General features: G+C 70.7%; 15 protein-coding genes. 4 read left to right on the top strand and 11 right to left on the bottom strand.

Going from position 1 to position 26,768, the window contains the following annotated elements:
* Positions 1–22: 22 nt before the first annotated feature.
* Together AB0B61_RS34840 and AB0B61_RS34835 are read right to left on the bottom strand one after the other, a co-directional pair.
* The gene (locus tag AB0B61_RS34840; RefSeq protein ID WP_358441160.1) at positions 23–2,926 is read right to left on the bottom strand and encodes a family 78 glycoside hydrolase catalytic domain; all 2,904 of its coding nucleotides are present in this window, start codon (positions 2,924–2,926) and stop codon (positions 23–25) included.
* A gap of 60 nt (positions 2,927–2,986) precedes the next feature.
* On the bottom strand, positions 2,987–3,160 hold the full coding sequence (locus tag AB0B61_RS34835) for a hypothetical protein (protein ID WP_358441157.1): 174 nt from the start codon (positions 3,158–3,160) through the stop codon (positions 2,987–2,989).
* A 55-nt stretch (positions 3,161–3,215) separates the two neighbouring features.
* On the opposite strand from AB0B61_RS34835, the gene AB0B61_RS34830 reads away from it, so the two are divergent.
* Together AB0B61_RS34830 and AB0B61_RS34825 are read left to right on the top strand one after the other, a co-directional pair.
* Positions 3,216–3,842: a hypothetical protein gene (locus AB0B61_RS34830; protein ID WP_358441154.1), complete on the top strand. Its 627-nt coding sequence runs from the start codon at positions 3,216–3,218 to the stop codon at positions 3,840–3,842.
* A 45-nt stretch (positions 3,843–3,887) separates the two neighbouring features.
* Positions 3,888–7,451, top strand: coding sequence for a serine/threonine-protein kinase (locus AB0B61_RS34825; protein ID WP_358441151.1), 3,564 nt, complete (start codon positions 3,888–3,890; stop codon positions 7,449–7,451).
* Between the two features lie 50 nt (positions 7,452–7,501).
* On the opposite strand, the gene AB0B61_RS34820 is transcribed toward AB0B61_RS34825, so the two are convergent.
* The 5 genes from AB0B61_RS34820 to AB0B61_RS34800 form a co-directional block, all read right to left on the bottom strand.
* Positions 7,502–8,995, bottom strand: a complete 1,494-nt coding sequence (locus AB0B61_RS34820) for an MDR family MFS transporter (protein ID WP_358441148.1) — start codon at positions 8,993–8,995, stop codon at positions 7,502–7,504.
* On the bottom strand, positions 8,992–10,557 hold the full coding sequence (locus AB0B61_RS34815; RefSeq protein ID WP_358441145.1) for a hypothetical protein: 1,566 nt from the start codon (positions 10,555–10,557) through the stop codon (positions 8,992–8,994). The genes AB0B61_RS34820 and AB0B61_RS34815 overlap by 4 nt, the downstream gene beginning before the upstream one ends.
* On the bottom strand, positions 10,554–12,377 hold the full coding sequence (locus tag AB0B61_RS34810; protein WP_358441143.1) for an NAD(P)/FAD-dependent oxidoreductase: 1,824 nt from the start codon (positions 12,375–12,377) through the stop codon (positions 10,554–10,556). The genes AB0B61_RS34815 and AB0B61_RS34810 overlap by 4 nt, the downstream gene beginning before the upstream one ends.
* 176 nt (positions 12,378–12,553) lie before the next feature.
* Positions 12,554–13,810 carry a TetR family transcriptional regulator gene (locus tag AB0B61_RS34805; protein ID WP_358441141.1) on the bottom strand — a complete coding sequence of 419 codons (1,257 nt, stop codon included), beginning with the start codon at positions 13,808–13,810 and terminating at the stop codon, positions 12,554–12,556.
* Between the two features lie 127 nt (positions 13,811–13,937).
* Entirely contained in the window at positions 13,938–14,432 is a 495-nt protein-coding gene (locus AB0B61_RS34800) for a helix-turn-helix domain-containing protein (protein WP_358441138.1), read from the bottom strand.
* 100 nt (positions 14,433–14,532) lie between these two features.
* Here AB0B61_RS34800 and AB0B61_RS34795 point away from each other — a divergent pair, with 100 nt between their 5' ends.
* Together AB0B61_RS34795 and AB0B61_RS34790 are read left to right on the top strand one after the other, a co-directional pair.
* Positions 14,533–15,987 (top strand): MFS transporter, encoded by a 1,455-nt coding sequence (locus AB0B61_RS34795; RefSeq protein ID WP_358441135.1) that lies wholly within the window; start codon positions 14,533–14,535, stop codon positions 15,985–15,987.
* A 7-nt stretch (positions 15,988–15,994) separates the two neighbouring features.
* Positions 15,995–16,510, top strand: coding sequence for a pyridoxamine 5'-phosphate oxidase family protein (locus tag AB0B61_RS34790; RefSeq protein WP_358441132.1), 516 nt, complete (start codon positions 15,995–15,997; stop codon positions 16,508–16,510).
* A gap of 168 nt (positions 16,511–16,678) precedes the next feature.
* Here the strand turns inward: AB0B61_RS34790 and AB0B61_RS34785 are convergent, their stop codons facing one another.
* From AB0B61_RS34785 to AB0B61_RS34770, 4 genes are all read right to left on the bottom strand, one after another.
* Positions 16,679–18,898, bottom strand: a complete 2,220-nt coding sequence (locus AB0B61_RS34785; protein WP_358441129.1) for an NADP-dependent isocitrate dehydrogenase — start codon at positions 18,896–18,898, stop codon at positions 16,679–16,681.
* 549 nt (positions 18,899–19,447) lie between these two features.
* Positions 19,448–21,757: an SWIM zinc finger family protein gene (locus AB0B61_RS34780; protein ID WP_358441127.1), complete on the bottom strand. Its 2,310-nt coding sequence runs from the start codon at positions 21,755–21,757 to the stop codon at positions 19,448–19,450.
* Positions 21,754–25,626: a DUF5682 family protein gene (locus AB0B61_RS34775; RefSeq protein ID WP_358441125.1), complete on the bottom strand. Its 3,873-nt coding sequence runs from the start codon at positions 25,624–25,626 to the stop codon at positions 21,754–21,756. The genes AB0B61_RS34780 and AB0B61_RS34775 overlap by 4 nt, the downstream gene beginning before the upstream one ends.
* Complete coding sequence (locus AB0B61_RS34770; RefSeq protein ID WP_358441122.1) at positions 25,623–26,759, bottom strand: AAA family ATPase; 1,137 nt, start codon at positions 26,757–26,759, stop codon at positions 25,623–25,625. Before AB0B61_RS34770 ends, AB0B61_RS34775 begins: the two co-directional genes overlap by 4 nt.
* Positions 26,760–26,768: the final 9 nt, after the last annotated feature.

The following is a 26,768-nucleotide window of genomic DNA, read 5'->3' as shown; positions in this document are numbered from 1 at the left end:
TAGCGGCTTCTGTACAGATCAGTCAAGAATTGTGTGAGCCGCTGCCGAACTGGCGACTGTGGTCGCCGGGAAGTATGAGGTTCGCGGTCGCACCGGCGGGGACCCGCAGGTTGACATCCCATTGATCGCCCGTGCGCGCCCACTCGACCGTGGCGACACCGCGGACCGTGCCATGGGAGATGCGGCCCCAGGTGACGCGGTCATCGACGACCGGGCGGATGTCGAAGGACGCCCATCCGGGACTGGTCGCCCGCAGCCCACCGACGCGCTGCTGGATCCAGCCCGCGGCGGAGCCGAGGAAGTAGTGATCCTTCGAGCGGGCCGTTTCGTCCCACGACTCCAGGAGGGTCTGTGCACCCGCTCGCCGCCACACTCCCCAGCCGGGTCGTGTCTCCTGGGTGGCCACGGTGATGGCGAGGTCGTCGCGACCGTGGTCGCTCAGCACGGGCAGGAGGTACTTCACCCCCACCGCCCCGCAGTCGAGATGGCCACCGGTCCGCAGTTCGATGTCGTCGAACAGCCCTTGGGCGACCTTCGCGAGGTGTTCCCGGGGCACCGTGCCGAACGCGAGCGGCAGGATGTTCATTGTCTGCCGGTACCCGGTCCGCGGGGAGCGGTAGGTGCCGGTGGCCGCGTCGAAGAAGGCCTCGTGGTAGGCGGCGGCGATCGCTTGAGCCGCCTGCTCATATCGGCTGCGCCGGGTGTTCAGCCCCAGCTCACCGCAGATGTCCGCGGTACGGGTGGTCAGGTGGTGCAGCATCATCGTCGCCGTGGGCATGGGGCCTTCCGGAGCGAACTGATGACCTGGGGGCAGCCAGTCTCCCCAGCTGTGCAGCGGCCAGATGCCGTCACCCGCGATGTCCAGCATGCGATCGGTGTATCTGAAGATCGCCTCGGCGTAGCGTTCCAGGATGGCCCGGTCGCCGTACTCCCAGTAGAGATTCCACGGGATGAGCACCATGGACGCGCTCCAGGCGGGGTCGGGGCCGTAGCCCCACTCGGGCGAGGGGACGATCTGGGGAACCACGCCGTCCTCCTTCTGGGCGTCGACATGGTCGTCGAGCCATTTGGTGAAGGTGGCGCGCAGGTCGAAGTGGTGCAGCACGGCTTCGGTGGCCAGATGGGCGTCGGCCGTCCAGCCGTTCTTCTCATAGACGGGAGTGTCGGTGGGGATGCCGTGCAGGTTGTTGCGGAAAGTACGGCCGGTGGCGGTGTCGATCCAGGTCAGCAGGTCATCGCCGCACGCGAACTCGCCCACTTCGGGCACGTCGGTGTGCACGGGGATCGCCGCCGGTTCGTGGACGGTCACCGGGCCGAGCGCCTGAATGGCGACGTACCGGAAGCCCTTGTAGCTGAACTCCGGCTCCCAGGTCGCCTCCGCCGAGGCCAGCACGTACCGATCCACCTGTGTCTCACCTGCGGCCAGGACGTTGTCGCAAACGACGGAACCGTCCGCCGCGAGATCTTCTCCGTACGAGACGATGATCTCCGCTCCGGGCTGCCCGCGGAGTGTGCACCGGATGCGTCCGGCCATGACCGTGCCGAAATCATGAACGGTCGTGCTCTCGCTGAGAGCAACGCTGGTGACCGGAAGGACGGGGGCGAAACGCCGAATGGGCGGCAGGCCGGCGGGTCGCAGGACTCCGCCGGGCGGGGGGACGATGACGGCCTCCTCCCACGGCAGGTCCGCCGACAGCGCGGGGTTGTGGTGTTCTCCGGTGTACAGCAGATCGCTCACGACCGGCCCGATGGCGGCCTGCCACCCGGCCCCGGAACTCACGACGTGCCGCTCGCCCGCCTCGTCGAGATATTCCAGTTGGGCGAGCAGGACGGGTTCGCGGTGCCAGGGGGCGAGATTCCAGCCCCAGGTGTTGCCACCACGTGCCGAGTGGAAGCCGCGGCCGAGGGCGGCGGTGATGGTGTTGACGCCGGGGCGCAGCAGGTCGCTGACGTCGTGGCTGCGGTAGAGGATCGAGCGGTCGTAGGCGGTGGTGGCCGGGTCGAGGACGGCGTTGGTCACCGCCTGCCCGTTGAGGTGGAAAGTGCCGTATCCGAGCCCTACCGCGTAGAGCCGAGCCTGGGCCGGGGCGGAGGGCAGGTCGAAGGACACGCGGAAGATCGGGTTGGGTGCGGGGTGTGTCTCCACGCCGATCGTACGGACACCGGCTTCGGGAGTCCCGTCACGTAGTGGAGTGCCGAGGACGGGCAACGGCGAGATCTCGTCGGTCGTGGGGTCGGGGCGGCGGGAGTGTGAACGCCAGCCGATCCGGCCTCGTTCCGCGCGGACGCGCAGCAGGTAGTCGCCGGCCGGTGGGGCGGGGTCCGGTTCGAGGTAGTGCGTGAATCGGTCCCAGGGGAAGAGCGCCGCGCGCAGGCGGCGTTCTGCCAGGACCGCGCCGTCCAGGGTGCACAGCTCCAAATGGCCGACAGTCTCGCCGAGTTCGGCGACCAGGTCGGCGGTGATGGTGGTGATGGGGCCGGTCGTGCTGAACGTCTGTCCTACCCAGTGACCGGGCTCGATCCAGGCGACGTGGTCGGAGACGATCGAGCGAACCATGCGATTGTCGGGCGCGGTGCGGCGCGCGATCCACGCGGCGCTCCAGTCCTCGGGCCGGAGCAGCGGAGTCTCCCATCGGCTCTCCTCGCTCCACGAGGAGAGCCGTCCGTCGGCGTCGCCGATCCGGACGCGCCACAGGTAGGCGCTTCTGCTGATCAGCTCGGGGCCGGCGAAGCGCATCTCGGGCAGGGCCGTGGGGACCAACCCGGAGTCCCAGACCAGCGTGCCGGCGGGGTCATGGACGACGAGGTGAGCCGCCCGCTGAGCGGGATCGGGGAGCCAGCTCAGGACAGGAGCGTCCGGGCCGGCGTCGATGGGCTGGGCTGAGCCGTTGACCCGCAGATGGCGGGGTGCGTCGGGAGGGGTCACAATGGCCTTTCAGGGAAGGGCGGCGCCGATTCTGCCCGGAGCCGCCCTTTGCGGCAAGCGTTATTTGACGGCGTTCTGCATGTTCGTCAGCACCTGTTCGGGAGTCGCCTCTCCGAGGAACAGGTTCTGGATGCCGACGAGATGAGCGTTCTGGATCTCCGCGTTGGGCCATCCGGTGTCGGGGAACGCGCCGACGCGACCGGCCGCGACGAGTTCGTTGAACGTCGTCAGCAACTCTGACGGCTTGAATGCGTTGTTCGGGAGCGTCGTGTAGAACGTTTTACAGACTGTGACGCAGGATATTACCCGCCTGACACGGACGGATGCAATAGACCTCATCACGAACTACGCCGATCTGGCGCTCGGCGTCCTGACCGTGATCGGCGGCGTCTACATCTTCCGCCGGCGGGCCTACGATCGGCTGCAGTCCCGGCTCTCGTTCCCCATCACCTTGGCGTTCGTGGGAACGACCGTGATCGGGGCGATCTACAACATGTTCCTGCATCCGCAGGCGCCAGGCCCGCCGGCCGATGTACTGGTCGCACTGATCGCGAGCGCCCTCTGCTGTATGGCGCGGTGCGCATGTTCCGCTCCACGGGTGACCGGTGAGCCATCCACGGCATGCTGTCCAAGCACATCAACACGCTGGAGAGGGCGGGCGACGAAGGGCTTCGTCGGTCAACGGCCCCCGGACCTGGCTGGCGCTGACCGAAGAAGGGCGCGGCGCGAGCGCTATCTCGAACAGTGGCTCGCCGACGGCGAAAGGGCCGCGGAGTTGGACATCAGCTCACCGTCCGTGGCGTTCGGCGTCGTCAAGGCCGCGGTGGCGATGAACCTGACCCGCCGTTCGGCCGTGGCGCTCGGACTCGCGGCCATACTGATCATCGGGTCTTTGGCGCCGTCCTGGTGGCCCTGATTCCAACGCGGGAACTTTGCCGACCGGTCAGGCATCTAACACGCCGTGGAAGCGCTGATCGCAGGAGATCCGGAGCACATCGGGGAGTACTGGCTCGCGGGCCGGCTCGGCTCCGGAGGCCAAGGTGTGGTGTACGACGCCTACGATCGTGACGGGCGCAGGGTCGCGCTCAAGGTGCTCCACTCGGCCAGCGACCAGGGCCGCGACCGGTTCGCCAAGGAGGCGACCGCCGCCGGCCGGGTGGCCTCGTTCTGCACGGCCAGGGTGCTGGCCGCCGACATGTCGGGCAGCAAGCCGTACATCGTCAGCGAGTACGTGCCGGGGCCGAGCCTGCGCCAGGCGGTCGGCCAGGGGCGCAGGTTCGCCGGGGACGACCTGCACAGGCTGGCCACCGCGATCGCCACCGCACTGACCACGGTGCACGACGCGGGCGTGATACACCGAGACCTCAAGCCGGACAACGTGCTGCTCAGCCCCGACGGTCCACGGGTGATCGACTTCGGCATCGCGCGGACCATGGACATGTCGCTGACCAAGACCGGTGAGGTGTCCGGCACACCCACCTACATGGCGCCTGAGGTGTTCACCGGGCAGCGGGCGGGCGCGCCCGCCGACGTTTTCGCCTGGGGCGCGATCATGGTGTTCGCCGCCACGGGCGAGGACCCGTTCAAAGCCGACAACCTGGGCGGGGTCATGCACCGGGTGCTGTCGACGCGGCCCGACCTGAGTGGGCTGCCGCCGCGACTGACCTCGCTGGTGGCCGCCGCGCTGGAGAAGGACCCTTCGGCCCGGCCCTCGGCACGTGACCTGCTCCTCGCGCTGGTCAGCGGCGACGGCTCGGACATGCGCGGGCTGCTGACCGCGGGCAGCCGTGCGGCCAGTGGCGTGCACGTGCCCGACACCGCCGATCCGGCGCTCGGCACGATCGCCGAGGACGCCTACGGCGCGCTCGCGCCCGAGGTACGGGAGCTGGCCGCCGAGGTCTTCCTCCGTATGGTGTTCGTCACCGATGACGGGCACGAGAGCGTCCGCTGGGTGCTGAAGGACGAGCTGTTCGCCGGCCGCTCGGAGCGGGAGGTCCAGGCCATCGAGCGGATTCTGCGGGCCTTCTCCTACCTGGTGACGCAGAAGGACGACGCGGTCACGCTGTCGCATCCCGCTCTGCTGCGTGCCTGGCCGCGGTTGCGGACGTGGGTGGACGGTGACCGTGACGGCCTCGCCGTACTGGGTCAGATCAGCAACGCGGCGCGCGAGTGGGCCGAGAACGGGCGCAAGGACGGCGACCTGCTGCGGGGCAGCAGCCTGGACCACGCGCTGACTTGGGCGGCCACCGGGCGCAGGCACGTCACGCTGACCCCGCGGGAGCGCGATTTCCTTGCCGCGGGCACGGAGCTGACCAGGAAGAACATCCGCCGCAGGCGGCTGACCACGGTGGCGCTGGGCGTACTGCTGGCGGTGGCGGTGGCCGCGGGAAGTGTCGCGGTGGTGCAGGGCAGGCAGGTCGCCGAGCAGAGTCGCGTGGTCGCCCAGCAGCGCGATCAGGCCATAGGACGGCAGGTCGCGACCGAGGCCGACAAGCTGCGCACCACCGACCCGGCCAAGGCGATGCTGCTCAGCGTGGCCGGCTGGCGGCTGGCCTCAGGCTCCGACACCAGGCAGAGCCTGACGACCTCGCTGACGATGCCGGAGAGCATGGCCTTCCGCGACCCGGGCGCCATAGGGGTCTCCGCGGCCGCGGCGGCGGCCGGCGGGCGCACGCGGGTCATCGCCGGCGAGGACGGGGTCCGGGTCTACGACGTGCCTTCGCGGCGGCAGACGACCTTCTGGAAGTGGCCGAGCGGATTCGCCGCGCTGCCGTCGGCGGCCGCCCTCAGCCCGAGCGGCAGGACACTGGTGATCGTCAGCCGGGGCACGGCATACTCCTGGGACACCATGACGGGTAAGAAGCTGCACGAGCACCGCGTGGCGGCGGGATCCCCCGGTGTGGACGTCGTCTTCGACGCGCATGAGAGCCTGGTCGCGGTGATGCGCGAGAACACGATGGAGTTCCTGTGGGACACCCGGACGGGCAGGTCCTACGTTCCGAAGCTGGAGGCCGACTCCGGCCCGGCCATCGCGCCCTCTGGCGCCTACATCGCGGGGATCGGCATCAACCAGGGCGGCCTGAAGGTGATCCACCTGCCCGACCTCACCGTGGACACCCGGATGCCGAAGAAGTGCGGCACCGCGGCGACGTTCACGGCGGACAGCCGGCGGCTGCTGTGCGCCAACGGCGACATCGAGGCCTGGGATCTGCGCACAGCCAGGAAACTGCCCGACGAGGATCGGCCGTTCTGGCAGGAGTCGGCCTCGGACGACTTCGTGGCCACGTCTCTGCGGATCAGCCGGGACGGCAGGAGGCTGCTGGGCGTCGAGGGCAGGACGATCCACCTGTGGGACGCCGAGAAAGGCGATGAGCTCTACACCTACGTGGCGGAGGGCGAGCCGGACGAGGCCTGGCTGGACCCTGACGGCAAGACCATCCGATACCTGCTCGAAAGCTCGATCATCACCCTCGACATCGGCTCCCGTGTCTCTCGCAGCAGGCTGCCGAGCGGATACGAGGTCGGCGGGTTCAGCCAGGACGGCCGATTGATCGCCGCCGAGAAGGACGACGCACCCACACGCGTCTGGGACACGCGCCGCCTGGGCGTGCCGTTGGCCGGCAGCGAGGGCACCACCGGTTCGCTGTTCGATCCGGCGGGCAAGAGGCTGGCCGCCACCGGCGAGGGCTCGGGGGTCTCCGTCTGGGACGTGGCCACGGGCAGGCGACTCTGGCACCATCCCGTTCCCAAAGAGCGGCTCGTCAGTTCGACGGCGTTCACTCCCGATGGCGGCAAGCTGGTGCTGTCGCTCGCGGAGATGAGCCAGCGGGACGCCGGAAACGAGCTGATCGTCCTGGCCGCCGACAGCGGCCGCGTGCTCACCCGGCACAAGCTCGACACCGCCACGGGGATCGTCGCCCCGACCCGCGACGGCACGGCCATGATGACCACCACCGGCAGGGTGCTCGACCTGGACACCGGCAAGCCCGCCGGCACCGGGTTCAACCGGGCGGGCAACACTATCGCGGTCAGCCCCACAGCGCCGCTCCTGGCCCTCGGCTCAGGCACGATCGAGCTGTGGGACAGCGCCAAGGGCGTCGAACTGTCGCCCGCCCTGCGCGTGGCGAGCGACGCCGAGGTCGAAGCCGTGCTGTTCAGCCATGACGGCACGCTGCTCGCCGCGATCAGCAGATCCATCGGTGAGACCTTCGATGACGTCTACACCGCCCAGATCTGGGACGTCTCCTCACGGCAGCGGCTCGGCTCGTTCCCCATCGACATCTTCGACCGGCTGGCGTTCAGCGCCGACGACGGCATGTTGTATGTCTCGGGCAACCAATCGGGGACCATCGCCCAGATACCGGTCGCCGGGGACCGCGTCGCCGAGCTCGTATGCCGACGGGCGGGTCGCACGCTGAGCCGCCAAGAGTGGCACCAGTATCTGACAGGTGCGCCCTATCGCGACATCTGCCCAATACTGACGTCCCAGGGCTCGGGGAGCGATGGCACAGCCGTTCCTCGCTAGCCAGGAGGCTCCAGGCCCACCTATGCCCCCGATCGGGCCCACCGTATTGATCATTTCTCGCTTTTCACGACGTCCGCGCCGGTCGCGGCCGTGGTCTCGGCCGGCGGCTTACGCGCGTCCACGTTCGTACGCAGGGTGATCGGCTTGAGCAGCAGCGCGGCGACGACACCGCCAACGGCGACGGCGGCGGAGATGAGGAAGACATGTCCGGTGGCCTCGCCGTAGGCGGTGGCCGGTGGCACGCCGCCGGCCGTGCCGGCGCCGACCTGGCGGGCCAGGACCGCGCCGAGCACGGCGACGCCGACGGTGCCGCCGAGGGAGCGGAAGAACACGACGGTGGCGCTGGCGGCGCCGATGTCGGTCAGCGCGACGGCGTTCTGCACGACGAGGACGAAGTTCTGCAGGGTCAGGCCGACGCCGGCGCCGACGAGCACCATCGCGAACCCGATGAGCAGCATGGGTGTGTGCTGGTCGAGCAGGCCGAGGATCACGAATCCGGCGGTGAGAGCGACGGCTCCGGTGATGAGGAACGGTTTGAGCTTTCCGGTACGGGTGACCAGCCGGCCGCCGACGATCGAGGAGATCAGGATGCCGGCCATCATCGGGATGGTGAGCAGACCGGCCTCGGTGGGGGTGTGGCCGCGGCTGATCTGGAAGTACTGGGTGAGGAAGACGGTCGCGCCGTACATGGCGGTGCCGGCGGCAAGGCTGCCGAGGATCGCGAGGGCGGTGGCGCGCTGCCGGATGATGCGCAGCGGCACGATGGGCTCGGCGACCCGGGATTCGACCCAGAGCGCGAGGCCGAGCAGCAGTGTCGAGCCGCCGACCATGGCGGCGGTCTGCCAGGAGGCCCAGGCGAAGGCGTCGTCGACGAAGGAGACCCAGATCAGCAGGAGGCTGACGCCCGCGGTGATGAGCGTGGCGCCCCAGTAGTCGATCTTCACGTTGTCGCGGCGGTAGATCGGCAGCCGCAGGGTCAGCTGCAGGATGATCAGCGCGACGATCGCGACAGGGATGCCGACGAAGAAGCACCAGCGCCAGCCCAGCCACGAGGTGTCGACGATGAAGCCGCCCAGCAGCGGGCCGCCGATGGTGGAGATCGAGGTGACGCTGGACAGGTATCCGGCGTAGCGGCCACGCTCCCGGGGCGACACCAGCGCGCCGATCGCGATATTGACCAGGGTCTGCAGCGCGCCGACGCCGACGCCCTGCAGGGCGCGGGCGGCGATCAGTTGCCCGGCGTTCTGGGAGAGGCCGGCGGCGATCGAGCCGGCGACGAAGATCAGGACGGCGATCTGGATCAGTGTCCGCTTGGAGAACAGGTCGGCGAGCTTACCGAAGATCGGCGTGGCGACGGTGGCGGCCAGCAGGGTGGCGGTCACCACCCAGGTGTACTGGGTGGGGGAACCACCCAGTACCCCGAGCATGCGCGGCAGCGCGGTGGAGACCACGGTGCTGGCCAGCGTCGAGACGAACAGGGCGAGGAGCAGTCCGCTGAGCGCTTCGAGGATCTGCCGGTGGGTTCTGTCGGGGGTGGAGCTCATGGTGTGGTCTCTTCGGGGTTCACGCGCAGAACGCTGCCGTCGCCGTTCGCGGCGATGATCAGGGAGCCGTCCGCCGTGGCCGCGATTCCGGCGAAAGGTCGCGGTATTCCGGGCAGCCCTGGCGGGATGAACAGGTCAGGTTCGGGGCGGGTCAGGCCGGCCGCGGACGCGACCGGAAGAGAGTCGGCTTCGATCTCGACGTCGCCGGTGGCGAGGTCGATGGCGAGCAGACGGCGGTGGGTGGTCTCGACGACGAACACGGTGCCGTCGTTGACGGTGATGCCTTGAGGGGTGCCGAGCCCGTCGGCGAGCAGTCCGGGGACGCCGTCCTCGACGCGGTACACCGCTGCGAGCTGCTCGTCGCTGATGTAGCAGCGCTGGTCGGCGTCCACGGCTACGTCGACCGGGCGGCCGAGACCCTCGGCCAGCACGCTGACCTGGTCGTCGTGGTCGATGGCGATGACGCGGCCGGCGCCGGATTCGGCGACCACCAGGGTGCCGTCGGCGCGCACGGCGATGCCCAGCGGACGGTTCAGGCCATGGGCCCGGGTGCGCACCGTGCCGGAGCGCCGGTCGTAGGTGCGTACGTGCCCGTACTGGGAGGTGGCGTGGAGCAGGTCGCCGTCGGCGGCGACGCCGTGCACGAAGTTCAGCAGTTGGGTGGTGGTGACGTCTTCGCCCGGTTGGTCGGCGGGCTGGGTGAGGCGGTAGTGGTCGGCCACGTGGATGCCGCCGCCGAGATCGATGGTCACCCCGAAGGGGCCGCCGAGGCCACGGGGCACGATCTGGCGGGTACGTCCGTCGGCCGCGAGCTCGGCGACGCCGCCGTGGGCGTAGCTGGAGACGAACATCCGGTTGTCGGCGTCGAAGGCGGCGTTGTCCAGGGCGTTGAGTTCGCTGACGATGGCGGACCGGTCACCTGTGCCGGTCAGGTCGACGCGCGTGACGATCCCGCTCGCGCCGCGGGAGAGGATCAGCAGGGCGCCCCCGCGGTCGAAGCGCACGGCGACCGGGTCCGGGACGTCCGCGGCCACCAGTTCCGGCTCGCCACCGTCGAGCGGGATGCGGAACACCTCACCGGTGAGCATGTGGGGGTAGTAGAGCTGCCCGTCCGGGCCGAGTTGCATGGCGTTGCCCATGGCGAGGTCGGCTGTGAGCAGCGTAGGTTCGTCGCCTGCCGGGTACAGCTCCAGCAGGCGTCCACCCGGGATCATCTCGTTGGCGAACACCCGTGTGCCGACGCAGGCGATGCCGTTGGGTGCGGTGATCTCGTCCGTGACGAGCACGAAGTCTCCGGCTGGGTCACGTCGCCACACCCGGCCCGGGACCAGGTCGGTCACGTACATCGCGCCGTCGGTGTCGAAGGCGAGGTCGTCGGGGGCGTGCAGTGGCCCGTCCGGTGGCACGACCACCTCGATGTCGCCGGTGGCCAGGTCGACGGCGCTGATCTGCCCGGCGAGGAACTGGGCCACGTACAGGCGTCCGTCGGGTCCGAAGGCCATGCCGTTGGATCCCCACAGCGGGCGCGCCTGGATCAGCGGCTCGACTTTCCGGCGGTTCATCGGTTGCCCGCCAGTACCTCGTCCATGCCGCCCTCGGTGCGCCAGCGGCGCAGCAGGTCGTGGAAGGCGACGGGTCCGGGCCCGTACGTCTGGCTGACCGAGCGTGGTTTGCCTTCGTTGTTGTAGTAGCCGGGCGTGCATTCGGCCTGGAAGCGGCTGTTGTCCGGTGCCAGCTCCCGGATGGTGGTGACCCAGGCGTCCTCGGCGTCTCTGGTCGGCTCCACCAGAGCGATGCCACGCCGGCGGGCCTCGGTGACCACGGCGCCGATGTGGGTGGCCTGCTCCTGCAGGATGTGCACGAAGTTGACCGCGGAGGAGTTCTGCAGTGAGCCCAGGTGGAACAAGTTCGGGAAGCCGTGGCTGTAGACGCCGTGCAGCGTGCGAGGGCCCTGCCGCCGCCAGGTGTCGAGCAAGGCCGCGCCGCCCCGGCCGTACACCGGCAGGGCGCCGGTGAGGATGCCGGAGACGCCGACCTCGAAGCCGGTGGCGAAGATGACGCAGTCGACCTCGTACTCCTGCTCGCCGACCACGACCGCCGACTCTGTCATCTCGGTGATCCCGCCGTGGTCGGCGGTGTCGACCAGGGTGACATTGGGCCGGTTGAACGTCTGCAGATAGTGGTCGCTGAAGGTGGGCCGCTTGCACATGTAGCGGTACCAGGGCTTGAGCAGTTCCGCGGTGGCCGGGTCGCCGACGATCTCGTCGACGCGGGCGCGGATCTGGTTCATCTTCTGGAAGTCGGCGATCTCGTCGAGGTACTCGCGGCGCTCGGGTGACAGGTCGGTGTCGACGGTGCCGGCCAGCAGGTGACGTTGCAGCCGCGCGGTGCTGGTCCAGCCGTCGTTGATCAGGTCCTGTTCGGCGGGCCCGCCCGTGACGACCGTGAGGAAGTTCCTCATCCGTTCCTGCTGCCAGCCGGGTTCGAGCGAAGCGGCCCAGGCCGGGTCGGTGGGGCGGTTGTCGCGCACGTCGACCGACGAGGGGGTGCGCTGGAAGACGTACAGCTGCTGCGAGTCGCGCCCCAGGTGCGGGATGACCTGGATACCGGTGGCGCCGGTGCCCACGACCGCGACGCGCTTGGCGGCGAGCTTGTGCAGGCCGCCGTTCTGGTCGCCGCCGGTGTAGCCGTAATCCCAGCGGCTGGTGTGGAAGGTGTGCCCGCGGAACGTCTCGATGCCGGGAATGCCGGGCAGCTTCGGCTGGGTCAGGGTACCGGCGGACATCACGACGTAGCGGGCCCGGAAGTCGTCGCCGCGGTCGGTGCGCACCTGCCATTCGGCCGCGGCGTCGTCCCAGAGCAGCCGCGTGACACGGGTGTGGAACAGCGTGTCCCGGTACAGGTCGTAGAGTTTGGCGATCGCGACGGCGTGCTGGCGGATCTCCTCGCCGGGTGCGTATCGCATGGTGGGCAGGTAGCCGGCCTTTTCGAGCAGCGGCAGGTAGACCGATGATTCGATGTCGCAGTGGATGCCCGGGTAGCGGTTCCAGTACCAGGTGCCGCCGAAGTCGCCGGCCTCGTCGAGCATCCGGATGTCGTCCACGCCGGCCTCACGGAGTTCGGCCCCGGTAAGCAGCCCGCCGAAGCCGCCCCCCACCACCAGCGCCTCGACTCGGTCGCGGACCGGTTCCCGCTCGGCGCGTTCGGTGTACGGGTCGGCGGCGTAGTAGCCGAACTGGCCGCGGGCGCCCTGGTACTGGGCGTTGCCGTCGGGCCGCAGCCGGCGATCGCGTTCGTGGCGGTACCTGGCGCGCAGCACGTCCGGGTCGAAGCCCAGTTCCGCGGCTGTGAAATGTGCGGGCGGCGTCGAAGAGTGGTCCATGGATGCCCTTCCGATTCGGGAGCCGCTGAGTCATTGCCGCGCCTGGGGAAATGGGCACGGGAAATCGTCCGGCGCAGCGACGATCGGACGGGGCGGCAGACACGTTCGCGGCGGCGGATGATCGCCCCGTCTGAGAGAAGCTAACCGAATGCGGAAAATTAAGTCAAACGACTGCTTTAACGGTCGGCCGCAGGGGCTAGATACAGCCCCTCGATGGCATCGATCAGCTCGGCGGCCGTGTCCGACCATGCCGCCCTGGCCGCGTCCGCGTCGGCCGGCAGCGTGTGCTCGCGATGGGCGCAGATGTGCACGAGCAGTGTGCGTGCCATGTCGTCACGTCGGTGGCGCAGCTCGGGCGAAAGCGCCGGCAGACAGCGGTGCAGGCCGCCGACGACCGTGTAGAAGTTGGGCGCGTCGCGCAGTCCCGCGGCCGCCAGCTCGCGTAGCTGCGGTTCGGTCATGATCTGAGCGGCGAGCCTGGCATACCAGGTCGGGGCTTCCAGGCTGCTCAGATGCTCGGTGAACGGCAGCACGACGCAGGCGACCCAGTCGCGCAGATCCGTGCTGTCACCCCTGGCCCGCAGCAATTGTTCCCGGATCCGCTCCATCTGCGTGGTGTGGTGCTCGACGATCGCGCGCAGCAGGTCGGCCTTGGTGCCGAAGTGGTAGCCGACCGCGGCGTTGTTGCTCTGACCCGCGGCCTCGCTGATCTGGCGGTTGGAAACCGCGAACACCCCATGCTCGGCGAACAGACGTTCGGCGGTCAGCAGGATCCGGCTCCGGGTCTGACCCGCCTTCGGTGTGGTTCTGTCGGTGGCGGTATCCGTGCGCGCCGCCGGCGCCGCGCGGATGGCCGCTGTACCGGCCGCGGCCAGCGCGAACATCTGGTCGAGGATCTCGAACAGCGGTGCCGGGCCGCCCTCGGAGTCCCACGCCATGACGCTTTCCCGGACGCAGGAGAGCGCCATGCCGCTCATCGTCCTGGCACTCAGGCCGATGATGCCGCGACTGTCGAGCCAGTCGAGAAGGGACTCCTCGAGACAAGTGTTGGCCACCAGGAGGAAGCGGCTCAGCTCGGGCTGGCCGGCCAGGATGCGCCGCCGCGCGGACACCGTCCGGAACTCCGCGGTCAGGAATGCCTTGAGAGCCCTGGTCAGGGCAACCCACGGGTCTGTGTCGATCTCCCGTACGAGCAGGTCCGCGACCTGGGCGGCTTCGCCGGGGGCCGGGTCGAACAGGGCGCCCGCCTTGGTGTCGAAGTGGTTGAAGAAGGTGCGCCGGGACACGCCGGCGGCCGCCGCTATGTCGTCAATCGACACGGCGGCGAATCCGCGCTGCTCGAACAAGGCCAGGGCGGCCTGACGCAGCCGGCGCCAGCGTTCGATCTTGTCCGCGCCGCCTGTGGTCCGGGCGCCCGGCGACGTGGAGGTCACCCCTAGACAGTAGGACCTCGGCGTGTCAGCCGCATCTGCACTAAGTGCAAGTAGATCCCTGGAGAATCGACCTGCGCCGTGGCGTGCTCGTCGCGCCGCCCGTACCGACCCGCTGTCGGCGTCGGCGTCAGCGGATGCCCGCCAGGGCGTTGTGGGCGATCTCGGCCCGTTCGGCGGCTGCCGCTTCGGCGGCCCGCTCCTCGGCCCGCACGCGGGCGTCGTAGGCGGTGCGGGCGGCGGCGATCTCGTTCTGGTGCGTCTCCGTCCAGGTGACCAGCGCGCGGATGGTGGAGTGCAGGGTCACGCCCAGTGAGGTGAGCTCGTAGTCGACACGTGGCGGGACGGTCGGGTGCACGGTCCTGCTGACCAGCCCGTCGCGCTCCAGATGCCGCAGCGTCCGCGTGAGCATGCGCTGGCTGACCCCGTCGATCATGCGGCGTAGCTCGGTGAAGCGCAGGCTGCGCCGGTCGAGCAGGGCGATGACCAGCAGCGACCACTTGTCCGCCACGCGGTCGAGAATCTGCCGGACCTCGCAGTCCTCCCGCGTGTCCCACTGAAGGACGTCGTAATCGCCGTCGGTATCCCCGCAGTAACCGAGGGACTTGAGAGTGCCGTCTTCCATGACATCGCATGATGCACGACGATTTGGCCGGTTACAAGAAGGAACCGGCAAGCGGTTGAGGAACCATGGCCGGTCCTGTGCTTTTCGAGAGGAGTGGACCATGTCCCTATCGATGCCCGCATCGAACAACCGCATGAACGCCCGCGCATGGGGAGTGCTCTTCGTGCTCGCCGGAGCCGTCTTCCTGGAAGGGATCGACGTGGCGATGCTGAACGTGGCGCTGCCGTCGATCCGGACCGATCTCGGCCTGTCCACCGGCATGCTCAGCGGGGTGGTCAGCGCCTACGTGCTCGGCTACGGGGGATTCATGCTGCTGGGCGGCAGGGCGGCCGACCTGCTGGGCCGCCGGCGGATGTTCCTGCTCTGGCTGACGGTCTTCCTGGTCTTCTCTGGCCTGGGAGGCTTCGCGACCGAAGGGTGGATGTTGCTGGTCGCCCGCTTCGTGACCGGGGTCGCGGCCGCGTTCATGGCGCCCGCCGGGCTTTCGCTGATCACCGGCAACTTCCCCGAAGGGCCGCAACGGATCAAGGCGCTCGGGGTCTACGCCGGCACGGCCGCGGGCGGCTTCTCGCTCGGCCTGGTCGTCGGCGGGCTGCTGACCTCGATCGGATGGCGATGGGTGTTCTTCGCGCCGGTGCTCATGGCGGCGGTGATCCTCGTCGCGGCGGTGATCCTGCTCAAGGAGAGCGCGGTGCGCGAACGCCCGTCGGGCGGCTTCGACCTGGCCGGCGCGTTCAGCATCACCGGCGCGATGCTGCTGCTGGTGTACGGCGTGGTCCGCCTGGAGCACCCCGGCAACGGCCTGGTGGGCACGCTCGGCGTGTTCGGCGCGGGCCTCGCCCTGCTGGCGATCTTCGTGCTGATCGAACGGCGGACGGCCAACCCCCTGGTACGGCTGGGCATCCTGCGCTCGCGCGCGCTCGTCCGGGCCAACGTGGGAGCGCTGCTGTTCCTCGCCTCTTTCGCCGGATTTCAGTTCGCGGCCACCCTCTACCTGCAGGAGGTACGCGGCTGGAGCAGTCTGCAGACCGGTCTCGCCATGCTGGTGATCGGCATGGACACGATCCTCGCGCCGACGCTCACCCCGCGGCTGGTGAACCGGTTCGGCAACGCCCGCGTGCTGTTCGGTGGGCTGGTGCTCGCCGCCCTGGGGTACGCGCTCTTCCTGCCGATCGGGATGGACTGGACCTACGCCGCCATGCTGCCGACCATGCTCCTGCTCGGCCTGGCCTTCTCCCTGGCGTACGGCCCGCTGACCATGGCCGCCACCGACGGGATCGAGGAGCACGAGCACGGCCTGGCCAGTGGCCTGCTCTACACCTCCTTCCAGTTCGGTACCGCGCTCGGGCTGTCGGCGGTGACCGCGATGAGCGTGGCGGCGCTCGGTGACGCCACCACACCTGAAGCGATGCTCGACTCCCTCCGGTTCGCCCTCGTCGTCCCGGTCGCGGCCGCGGTCGCCGGCGCCCTGGTCACCGCCTTCGGGATCTCCCGCCGCACCGCCGGTCCCGAAGCGCCGCAGAACACCCCTGTGTCCGCCCCGACCTCGGTATGAGGACCTCATGACCATCAAGGTGACCTCGTTCAGCGAGATCGAGGATCAGTTCGCCGCCTACATCGGCGACATCGTGTACGCCACCATGACCACCGTGGACGCCAAAGGACGCCCCCGGGCGCGCGTCCTGATACCGATCTGGGAGGTCGTCGACGGCCGCCCGATCGGCTGGCTGGCCACCTACCGGACCCCGGTAAAGGCAGCGCACCTGGCCGGCAACCCGCACACCACGTTCTCGTACTGGAGTCCCCGGCAGAACGCTGTGAGCCTCGACACCGTGGCCGAGTGGGTCGACGACCTGGCGCTCACCCGCCGGGCCTGGAACCTCTACCGCGAGGGCAGCCCGCCCGGCGCCGGGTACGAGCTGGGCAACTTCTGGACAAGCCCCGCCGACCCTCAGCTGCACGTCCTGCGGCTGACCCCGTGGCGCGTCCAGGTCATCCGCGGCGCCGACCTGCAGGGCAAGATCTGGCTGGCTGCGACCGCGAAAGCGCCCCATCACCTCGCTGAACCGCCGCCGTAGATCCGGCGCGGCCGGACGGCCCGCTGAGCGGCGGGCCCTTGTCCTTTCGTCCACCCAGGAACCCGCCTTGAGAAGGATCTCTGGCCGACCAGGCTCTACCGGGCAGCAGTGCCGCCCGGATCACCCGAGCTTCGGCCAGAGACCATCTGCGGGACTGCGGACGGCGGGTCAGGCGAGGGTCGAGAGTGCCTGGTTGAAGGTCTCCGACGGGCGCATGACCGCGGCGGCCTTCGCCGGATCGGGCTGGTAGTAGCCGCCGATGTCGGCCGGCTTGCCCTGGACGGAGATCAGCTCGTCGGCGATCTTCTGCTCGTTGGCGGCGAGCGTCTCGGCGAGCGGAGCGAACGCCTTGGCGAGGTCGGCGTCGCCGGTCTGGGCGGCCAGCTCCTGCGCCCAGTACAGGGACAGGTAGAAGTGGCTGCCACGGTTGTCGGTACCGCCGAGGCGACGGGTCGGGGACTTGTCCTCGTTGAGGAAGGTCGCCGTCGCGCGGTCGAGGGCGTCGGCGAGGACCTGGGCACGCTGGTTGCCGGTCGTCTTCGCGTACTGCTCGAAGGCCGGTACCAGCGCGAAGAACTCGCCGAGCGAGTCCCAGCGCAGGTAGTTCTCCTTGACCAGCTGCTGGACGTGCTTCGGGGCCGAACCCCCGGCGCCCGTCTCGAACAGGCCGCCGCCCGCCATCAGCGGGACGCTCGACAGCATCTTGGCGCTGGTGCCCAGTTCCAGAATCGGGAACAGGTCCGTCAGGTAGTCGCGCAGGACGTTGCCGGTGACGGAGATGGTGTTCTCGCCGCGGCGGATGCGCTCCACGGACAGCTTTGTCGCCTCGACCGGGGACAGGATGCGGATGTCCAGGCCTTCGGTGTCGTGCTCGGTCAGATACCGCTTGACCTTCTCGATGAGCACGGCGTCGTGGGCGCGGTCCTCGTCCAGCCAGAACACGGCCGGGTCGCCGGTGGCGCGGGCGCGGGTGACGGCGAGCTGCACCCAATCCTTGATCGGGGCGTCCTTGGTCTGGCAGGCGCGGAAGACGTCCCCGGCGGAGACCGTCTGCTCGATCACGACGTTGCCGGCCTGGTCGACGAGGCGGACGGTACCCGTGGTGGAAATCTCGAAGGTCTTGTCGTGGCTGCCGTACTCCTCGGCCTTCTGTGCCATCAGGCCGACGTTCGGGACGGAGCCCATCGTGGACGGGTCGTAGGCGCCGTTGGCGCGGCAGTCGTCGATCACGGCCTGGTAGATGCCGGAGTAGCTGGAGTCCGGGAGCACCGCGAGCGTGTCGTGCTCCTGGCCGTCCGGGCCCCACATGTGGCCGGAGGTGCGGATCATGGCCGGCATGGAGGCGTCGACGATGACATCGGACGGCACGTGCAGGTTGGTGATGCCCTTGTCGGAGTCGACCATGGCCAGTTTCGGGCCCTCGGCGAGCTCGGCGTCGAAGGATGCCTTGATCTCGGCGCCCTCGGGCAGGTTCTCCAGGCCCTTGTAGATGCCGCCCAGACCGTCGTTCGGGGTCAGACCGGCCGCGGCGAACGTCCCGCCGTACTTCGCGAACGTCTTCGGGAAGAAGGCCCGCACCACGTGACCGAAGATGATCGGGTCGGAGACCTTCATCATCGTGGTCTTCAGGTGTACGGAGAACAGGACGCCCTCCTCCTTGGCACGGGCGACCTGCGCGGTGAGGAACTCACGCAGGGCGGCGACGCGCATCACCGAGGCGTCGACGACCTCGCCCGCGAGGACCGGCACGGACTCGCGCAGCACGACGGTGGAGCCGTCGTCACCCTTCAGCTCGATGCGCAGCGAACCGGCCTCGGAGATCACCGCGGACTTCTCGGTAGAGCGGAAGTCGTCCACGCCCATGGTCGCCACGTTGGTCTTGGACTCGGTGGTCCAGGCGCCCATCCGGTGGGGGTGGGTCTTGGCGTAGTTCTTGACCGAGGCGAGAGCGCGGCGGTCGGAGTTGCCCTCGCGCAGCACCGGGTTCACAGCGGAACCCTTGACCTTGTCGTAACGGGCGCGGATCTCCCGCTCCTCGTCGGTCTTCGGCTCGTCCGGGTAGTCCGGCAGCGCGTAGCCCTTGGCCTGCAGCTCGGCGACGGCCGCCTTCAGCTGCGGGACGGAGGCCGAGATGTTGGGCAGCTTGACGATGTTGGCCAAGGGGGTCTTGGCCAGCTCGCCCAGCTCCGCGAGGTCGTCGTTGATCCGCTGGTCTTCGTCGAGGTATTCGGGGAAGACCGCGAGGATGCGCCCGGCCAGCGAGATGTCACGGGACTCCACAGCGACACCCGCCTGCGAGGCGTACGCCCGGACCACTGGCAGGAAGGAATACGTCGCCAGTGCTGGGGCCTCGTCAGTGTGCGTGTAAATGATGGTCGGATCAGTCACCGGATTGCTCTACTCCCACATTTGCGAACATTTCATCAAACTACATATCTATCGGGCGTAGGCAGGGGGCTGATCACTGCCTACGGGCACAGGCCGCAGCCGCAGCTCAGCGCCCGGTGGGTCCTTCCAGCGCGGACTTGGTTGCTCCGTATGTCGACATTCCCGGCATGGCGATCTTGGCGGCAAGCGAGCTGACGATGCTGCCTTTACCCTCGGCGAGCATGGGGGGCCCGAGCCGCCGCGGGGAAGTACGGCGCACGCACGTTGACGGCGGCCGCCTCTTCGTAGGAGGACCGGTTTCAGATCCCCCTCGAGCCCATGGTCAGGGCGGCGGCGTTGCCTTCAGCGATGCCTGCCGCCCCTACCCTAGCGTCCTGGCCCGGTGCTGCTGGCGGGGGGCCCACCTGGGAGCGGACATGACCCTCAGCCCGCGCCGGCTTGCCATCGGCGCGCACGAGCCGATCAGGTCGACGAACCCGAGGTCGTGTTCCACACGTCGGCGCCGCGTAGCAGATCGGCGGCTCATGACCGAAAAAGCGACGCACCCGATCACCTGGCGTGATCCGTCTGCCAGGAGGCTTCGATCATGGCCCGTTCCGTGGTGACGAGGTGGGTGGCGGCGGCCAGCCACGCCCACGCGTACCGGTCGGGGCCGGAGTCCGCCAACCGGCCGAACACATCGCGCGACCTGCGGTCGGCCTCGGCGGTGAGCGTGGTGGCCAGGTCTGCGGCGGCGCGGAACCCCGCCCGGTGCAGCGGGGCGTGGGAGTCGCCGTTGCGCGCCGATTCGGCCACCGCCCGCCGCCCGCCGGAGACGCCCAGTTCGACCAGCCGTCGAACCCGCCACAGCGGTGCGCTCGCCACCGGGTCCACCTCGGTCCCGGCGCCCGGCTGCCCCGGCAGGCACGCCTCCTGCGGTGGGAGGTGGGAGCCCTGCAGGCGGTCGTACCCGAGGTCGGCCCGGTCGTGCCAGTCGGCCGGGAGACGGAGCGTCGCCTCGGCGCCCGGCACCGGGCCCACGGCGAGCGGGCGCAGGGTGGCCGCCCGGTCGGGATCCACCCTGCCCACCACCCGGACCAGCAGACCGGGGCGGGAGGCGAGCCGCTGGAGGTTGGCGACATGGGCCAGGTCGGGGTGGCTGGTGGCCGGGACGAGCCGGATCAGCGGGCCGTGCGCGCGTACCGGGTGCCGGGGATCGGGTGATGGTGCGCCGTCTGGTCTCACCCCGGGGGCGGCCAGGTCATCACTCTCGGGTCTCACTCCGGGAGCGGCCAAGTCATCACTCTCGGGTCTCATCTCGGGGGCGGCTAGGTGGTCACTCGCGGGTAGCGGTTCGCGGGTGGCCGGGTGGTCGTTCACGGGTAGCAGTTCGCGGGCGAGTACGTGGTCGCCCGCCGCGCCGACGATCACCAGGTCGCATCCGACTGGTTCGCGAGCCTTGTCTTCCGTGTCCGACTCGCTCCAGGCATGCCCGGAGAGCCGGGGACCGACCGCCTCCGCCAGCGGGCGGGCGAACAGGGCCGCCATCGGTCCCTCCGTCCACGGCATCCCCTTCACCGGGGTGGCCCGTACGCCGCCGCCCGCCCCCAGACGCCCGTCCGGCGAGATCGTGGCTCCGGTGATCAGCAGCCCCGCCACGGCCAGCTGCGCGTGATTCAGCATGGCGGGGCCGATCGAGACGGGCGCGGTGGCGGCCCCACGGGCGCGGGCCGAACCGCCCGGCTTGACGTCTGCCACCGAGAACCACCGGCCATCCTCCGTGACGAGGTGGGTGACCACACCGCCATAGCCGGTGGCACTGATCACCGGCTCCCGGAAGACGCCGTACACCCGCAGGCTTCCGCCCGGCTGATAGCTCCGGCGCACGCTGCCGACCAGCGCGGGGTCAGGGTCGGCCCCTGCCAACCGGCCCGCGGTGAGCAGGAGTTCGCGCAGTGCGGACACCAGGTCGGCGAGGCGGTGGCCCTCGTGTCGGGCCCGGGCCGCCCGCAGCCCGCGTACGACCCGCAGAGCGGCGGCCTCGGCCTTGGGCAACCCGGCCAGCCTGGCCGAGTGGGCGGCCCTGAGCAGCTCGGCCTGCGGCACCGCACCGGCCGCGGGCACCCCGGCCGACAGGATGGCCGCGGCGGCGGCCCACAGACTCGACGCGGCCGCCACCTGCGCGGCAGCCGGTGCTTGCGCGGCACCTGGTCCCGCAGCTCCCTGAGCGACATCTGGTGCCAAAGTGCCCCCAGCAGTGTTCCTCCCTGCGGCCTGAGCGGCGTTCGGCCTCGCAGCGCCCTGAGCGGGGTCCGGGCCCGTGCCCTGAGCGGCGTCCGGGCCCGTGCCCTGAGCGGCGTTCGGGCCTGTGGGCTGGGTCGCGTTCGGGCCTGTGGCCGGGGAAGCGGTTGGCGCTGTGGTGCTTGCGTGCGCGGCACCTGGTCCCGCGATCGCCGCGTGCGCGGGCTCTGCGGCCGAGTCTGCGGGTGTCCCATCGGACGCGGGCCCCGCGAACGTATCGGTGCCGAGCGAGTCGGCACCTGCGAGCGAGCCGTCGGAGGTGTCCGCCTCCGTGAGCTCCGGGTCCGCCACCGGGCAGGCACTCAGTACGGCAGCGCGGTGCAGACACCGTGGCGCCAGGAGGCAGCTGCACCGCGCCTGGCCGTCGTCGGCGATCGCACCGGACGGTCCCGGCGAGAGCGTGACCACGGCGTCCTCGCCACAGCTGATCCGGATGCCCTCGGCGTCGGCGACGACGGGCAGGGTGGCGTACTGCTCGATCGCCGCGTCCAGCTTCTTGCGCAGCCGGGACGTGAGGCTCTCGACGGCGGCGGCGACCACCTGCGGCGCCACCGGCGGTAGCGAAGTGGGGGCGTTCATCGGTTCTCTCCCCTGAGGCGGTCGCCCACCCATCGGGCGAGGGCGAGCGGGCTGAGGGCGGCGACGGGCATGCCGGCCGCGACGAGCTGCTGGGCGACGGGAATCGAATAACGGGGTACGCCACTGTCGTCCAATGCCGCGCATCCCAACAGGTGGACACCGGACCCGGCCAGCGCCCGCACCTCACCGAGCAGGCCCCCGATCGGGTAGCCCTCCTCGAAGTCGCTGACGACCACGACGAGCGTACGGCTCGGCACCGTGACCAGCGAGCGGGCCTGGGCGAGTCCCGCCGCGATGTGCGTACCCCCGCCGACCCGTACTTCGAGCAGCAGGGACAGCGGATCGGCCACCCGGTCCGTCAGGTCGATCACCTGCGTGGAGAACGACAGGAAGTGGGTGGACAGCGTGGGTACGCCCGCCAGCACGGCAGCGGTGAGAGCGGACCAGACCACCGACGCCTCCATCGACCCGGACACGTCGACCACGAGGATCAGCCGCCAGTCGGCCTCCTGCCGGGAGCGGGTGCTGAACACCGGCCGTTCCGGGACGACCACGAGCCGGCCGTCGTCCAGGCGGCGCGTGTGCGACAGATTCGCTCGAAGGGTGCGCGGCAGGTCAAGCCGCCCACCCGGACGGCGGGTCGGGCGTGGAGTCGCCAGGCCGGTCATGGCGGGCCGCATCCGGGTCGCGAGCTCCTTGGTGAGTTCTTCCACCAGACGGCGTACGAGCGGGCGCAGCTTGGCGACCTGTTGCTCCGGCAGGCCGCCCGCCAGGGACAGTACGGAGGTCAGCAGCTCGACGGACGGTCGTACCGAGGCGGGGTCGAGCTCGCCGAGCACGTCGATACGCCCGGCATCGGCGGCCTTGGCCAGCACCTCCTCCCGCACCTCGGTACCGAAGAGGGCCTCCAGCTCCTCCCCCCACTCACGAGCGGTGGGGAACGGGTGCTCCCTGCCGCCGGAGTCGCCGCCCGGCCCGAAGTCGTTGGCGCCTTCCCCGCGCCCCGAGCCGTACAACTCATCCAGGGCGCGCGCGTACGCACGGGCACCGGCCGGCAGCCGCTCGGACTCGCGGCCCAGCAGCAACCGCCACCGGTCTGCCGGCAGCAGCCTCCGCTCAGCGCGCCCGTCCTCGTCGGCTGGGGGCGGAGGCTCGGCTAGAACCGCGTCCACCTCACCGCCCAACGGCGACCCCGGCTCGGGAAGGACCGCGTCCGCCTCCTCCAGGTGAGCTGGCTTCGCCTCCCGCCTAGCCGGTACGGGCCGCCCGTCCGGCCCCTCGTATGCCGCGCCGACCGCCCCGGGCATGGGGAGCCGGAGTGCGTTCAGGGCGGCCAGGCCGGCGGCGTCGGCGGCGGTCCAGAGGGCGAGGAGTGCGGGCGGCGCGTCCAGCGACAGGTCGAGCCGGTCGCCGAGCCGCTCCGACACCGCCCCCAGCAACCGGGTACGGCCGGCCGGGCTGAGCGTGTCGAACCCGCCGCGCAACGCGGGCAGCCGGGCGAGGAACTCCTTGTCCGGCAAGCCGTCCACGCGGTCCATGAGCGGGTCGAGCGCGGCCGGCGCCGACTGGAGCAGCGGCCCCGCCGCCGTGAGCACGCCGGTCAGCAGGCGGCCCAGGCGCAGGCGCCCGTCCGGGCTGGTGGCCGTGTCGACCCAGCCGGCGGCCCGGTCGCCGAGCGCGTCGGCGCTGTCCAGGTCGAGCAGCACCCGGGCGGCCAGGGCCGCGCCCTGCATGAGCGGAGACGCGGTACGGGCCAGCACCGCCAGGGCGTCGTCCATCCGCAGACCGAGACGCTCTTCGCCGACCCGCGAGGCGAGGGCGACCAGGGCGACCGCGTCCTCCGGCTGGTCGCTGCCGGCCAGGCCGGGCAGGGCGCGAACCGCGGCCTCCAGCAGCGTGCCGACCAGTTCGGTGGCATGCCGGCGGCCTTCCGGCGTGGTGCCGGGGAGGTGTTGTCGGCGCAGCGCCTCCAGCAGGTCGAGGGCATCGAGCAGCTCAGTGAGCGTGGCGGTGGCGGGCAGCGCGACGGCGGCGTCGGCCAGACGGTCCGCGACCAGGTCGGGCAGGTCACAGCCGGCCGCGGCACGGAGCCCATCGAGGATCAGGGCACAGGTGGGTCCCCCTTCCGCGGATTCGCGGCGGAACGTCTCCCGCAACGTACCGGCCGCCGCCTGGGCGAGGGTCACGCCGCGTACGCCCGCCAGGTCGAGCAGGGCCGGTACCGCCGGGGTCCAGGCCATCCGCCATCTGGTGGTGAGCGCGGTGGAATCGCCCGTACCCACCACCTCGATCGGCTCGCCGTAGCCGACGCCGCAGACCAGCAGGCGCCGCAGGAGAACCTCCCGGCGCGAGTCCAGGTCGGAGCGGAGCGGGTCGAGGCGTAGCTCACGGCGTTCGGGATCGTCCGGGCCCGGGAGCCTGAGCGCGGCGAGATCCGCCTCGACGGCCGGGCCGAGCCCCGAACGTGGCGTGCCAGGCGCGGTCCGGCCGCGTTCGGTGCCGACGAACACGGTGTCGAGCGCCTTGGCCAGCGCCCGTCCCCGGCCCAGGGGCTCGCCCTGGCCGAGTACGGTCGTCACCGCCTCCAGCAGCTCGCCCCGGCCGGGGGCGGGCAGGCCGCGCAGCCGGGCCAGGTCGCAGGCGAGCCGCAGCGTCTCGACGGCCTCCCCGGTGCCCGCCGTGTGCCCGGCGGCGCGAAGCTCCCGGCACAGGTCGGTGATGGCGCGGGCCGCACCGTCCCTGACCCGCTCGGGATCGCCGCCCGCCGCGAACACCGCCTGCTGCCAGCGCGGGTCACGAATCCCCGCCGGGTAGCCGGAGCGGGAGTCGAGCAGGTCGAAGGCGTACGGCACCAGCGAGGTGACCGACGACGAGCCGACGCTGCCGTCACCTGCGGACGGGCCGGTGACGCCGTCCGTGTCTGGCCAGGTCAGCGCGGGTGCGTGGAAAGCGCCGACCACGGCGACGACTCGCCGCCCGCCGGTCGCGGCCCCCGTGATGACGCGGCGCATGTGCGCCTCGCGGGCCAGGTCCATGGCCGGGACGCCGCCTGCCTGCGCCGCGTCCCGGCGCAATGCCCAGCCGACGCCGAGGGCGGCGCGGCGGACCGCTTCGGGTTCGCAGCCGGGGGCGAGGACCTCCACGGCCCGGTCCCACATGTCGTCCCCATCGCGGCCGGTCCCTGCGGCGGCCAGCGCCTCGGCGAAGGACATACCTCGCGAGACCACCCCACCCGCCGACGCCCCTGGCTGAGTGCCGGATTCCCCCGCCACCTCAGCCGCCGCGCCGGACTGATCCGCCATGTCCGAGGACGTGCCAGGCTCCTCGGCCGCACCCACCAGCGTCCCCTGAGACGTGCCGGAGTCCTCGGCCAGGCCCGGTAGTGGGGCCTGGTCGGTGGCGTGCCAGCCGGGGTCGGACAGCGGGAGGTCGCAACAGAGCACCTCGGCGCCGCGCTTCCAGGCCCACCGAATGGCTGCCAGCTCTGGCGAGAAGTCGGCGAACGGGTAGAAACCCAACCCTCCGTCGCCACGTGCCCCCGCGAGGGCGACCGGTGCGACGGTTCCGGGGTCGGCCAGGTGCGCCAGCCACGACTGGAAGTCCGCCGGCAGTTCGACGCAGACCACTTCGGCGTCGGCCGCGTCCAGCAGCGCGGGCAGGGCCACCGCCAGTGCGGGGCTGTGGTGCCGCACCCCCAGCAGGTACGGGCGGGTGGAGGCAGCCAGCGCGTCGACCACCCGCCTGGGATCATCGCCCCAGCCGTCGTCAGCCCCCTGAACGGACCGCGCGGTCTGGACGGACCGAACAGACTCGCCCGTCTGTAGCGCACCCACGGACTTGGTGGGCGGATCGATGTCCTGGGTGGTCAACGGAGGTTCTCCCGGAGGTCCCAGAGGCGGCGCCACATCGCGGAGCCGTCCTCGGCTCGCCGTCGCACCGGCCCGTCCCAATAGCCGAGCAGCCGGCCGTGATCAGCGGGGTCGTCCTTGCGTACGACACCCAGCAGATGTCCCGGCACCAGGTCGAGGATGTCCCCACTGGGCAGGTACGCCGCCGCGACCCCCAGTGAGGCCGCCACCTGTACGGCCTCGGCGGTGGACATGACCGTGCCGGGGCGTTCCACGTCCCAGCCCTCGGCCGAGCGCCCGGAGCGCAGGTCGCGGAAGACCGTGACCAGCGCGTCGAGCACGGCGTCGTCCACGCCGAAGGTGGCGCCCGCCCGCTGGACCACGGCGGTGGCCTGGCGGCGTACCAGGGTGGTCTCCGCCTCGGCGTCGGAGATGGGGTCGACGGTCTCGAAGTTGAACCGGCGCTTCAGGGCGGCCGACATCTCCGAGACGCCGCGGTCGCGCAGGTTGGCCGTGGCGATCACGGTGAAGCCGGGCGTGGCGGTCACCTGGGCGTCCTCGGTGCCGGCGAGTTCGGGTACGCTGACCCGCCGGTCGGACAGGATCGACACCAGGGCGTCCTGTACCTCGGGCAGGCAGCGGGTGATCTCCTCCACCCGGGCGACGCGGCCGGAACGCATGGCCGTGAGCACCGGGGAGTCGACCAGCGCGGCGGGGCTGGGGCCTTGGGCGAGGAGGAGGGCGTAGTTCCAGCCGTAGCGGAAGGCGTCCTCGGTGGTGCCCGCGGTGCCCTGCACGGTGAGCGCGCTGGTGCCGCACACGGCGGCCGCCAGCAGCTCCGACAGCATCGACTTGGCGGTGCCGGGCTCGCCGACCAGCAGCAGGCCGCGTTCGCCGGCGAGGGTCACCACGCAGCGTTCGACGAGGGCGCGTTCGCCGACGAACTTGGTGGCCACCTTCATGCTGGACGTGGGCCCTTGCAGGGTCTCTCCGTTGCTGCCGCAGATGAAGGTCACCACCGCGCGCGGGGTCAGCGCCCAGCCGGGCGGGCGGGGGCCGTCGTCGTAGGAGGCGAGGAAGGCGAGCTCGTCGGCGTATCGCTCTTCGGCGGAGAGCACCTGCCGGGCCGGAGCCCGGTCTTCGGTCAGGGTCATGAGGTGAAG

Origin of the sequence: Nonomuraea sp. NPDC049158, from assembly GCF_040648335.1 — a bacterium.
Classification (GTDB): domain Bacteria; phylum Actinomycetota; class Actinomycetes; order Streptosporangiales; family Streptosporangiaceae; genus Nonomuraea.
The sequence above is the reverse complement of the archived record's forward strand: the minus strand, read 5'-3'. Positions and strand labels throughout refer to the sequence as shown.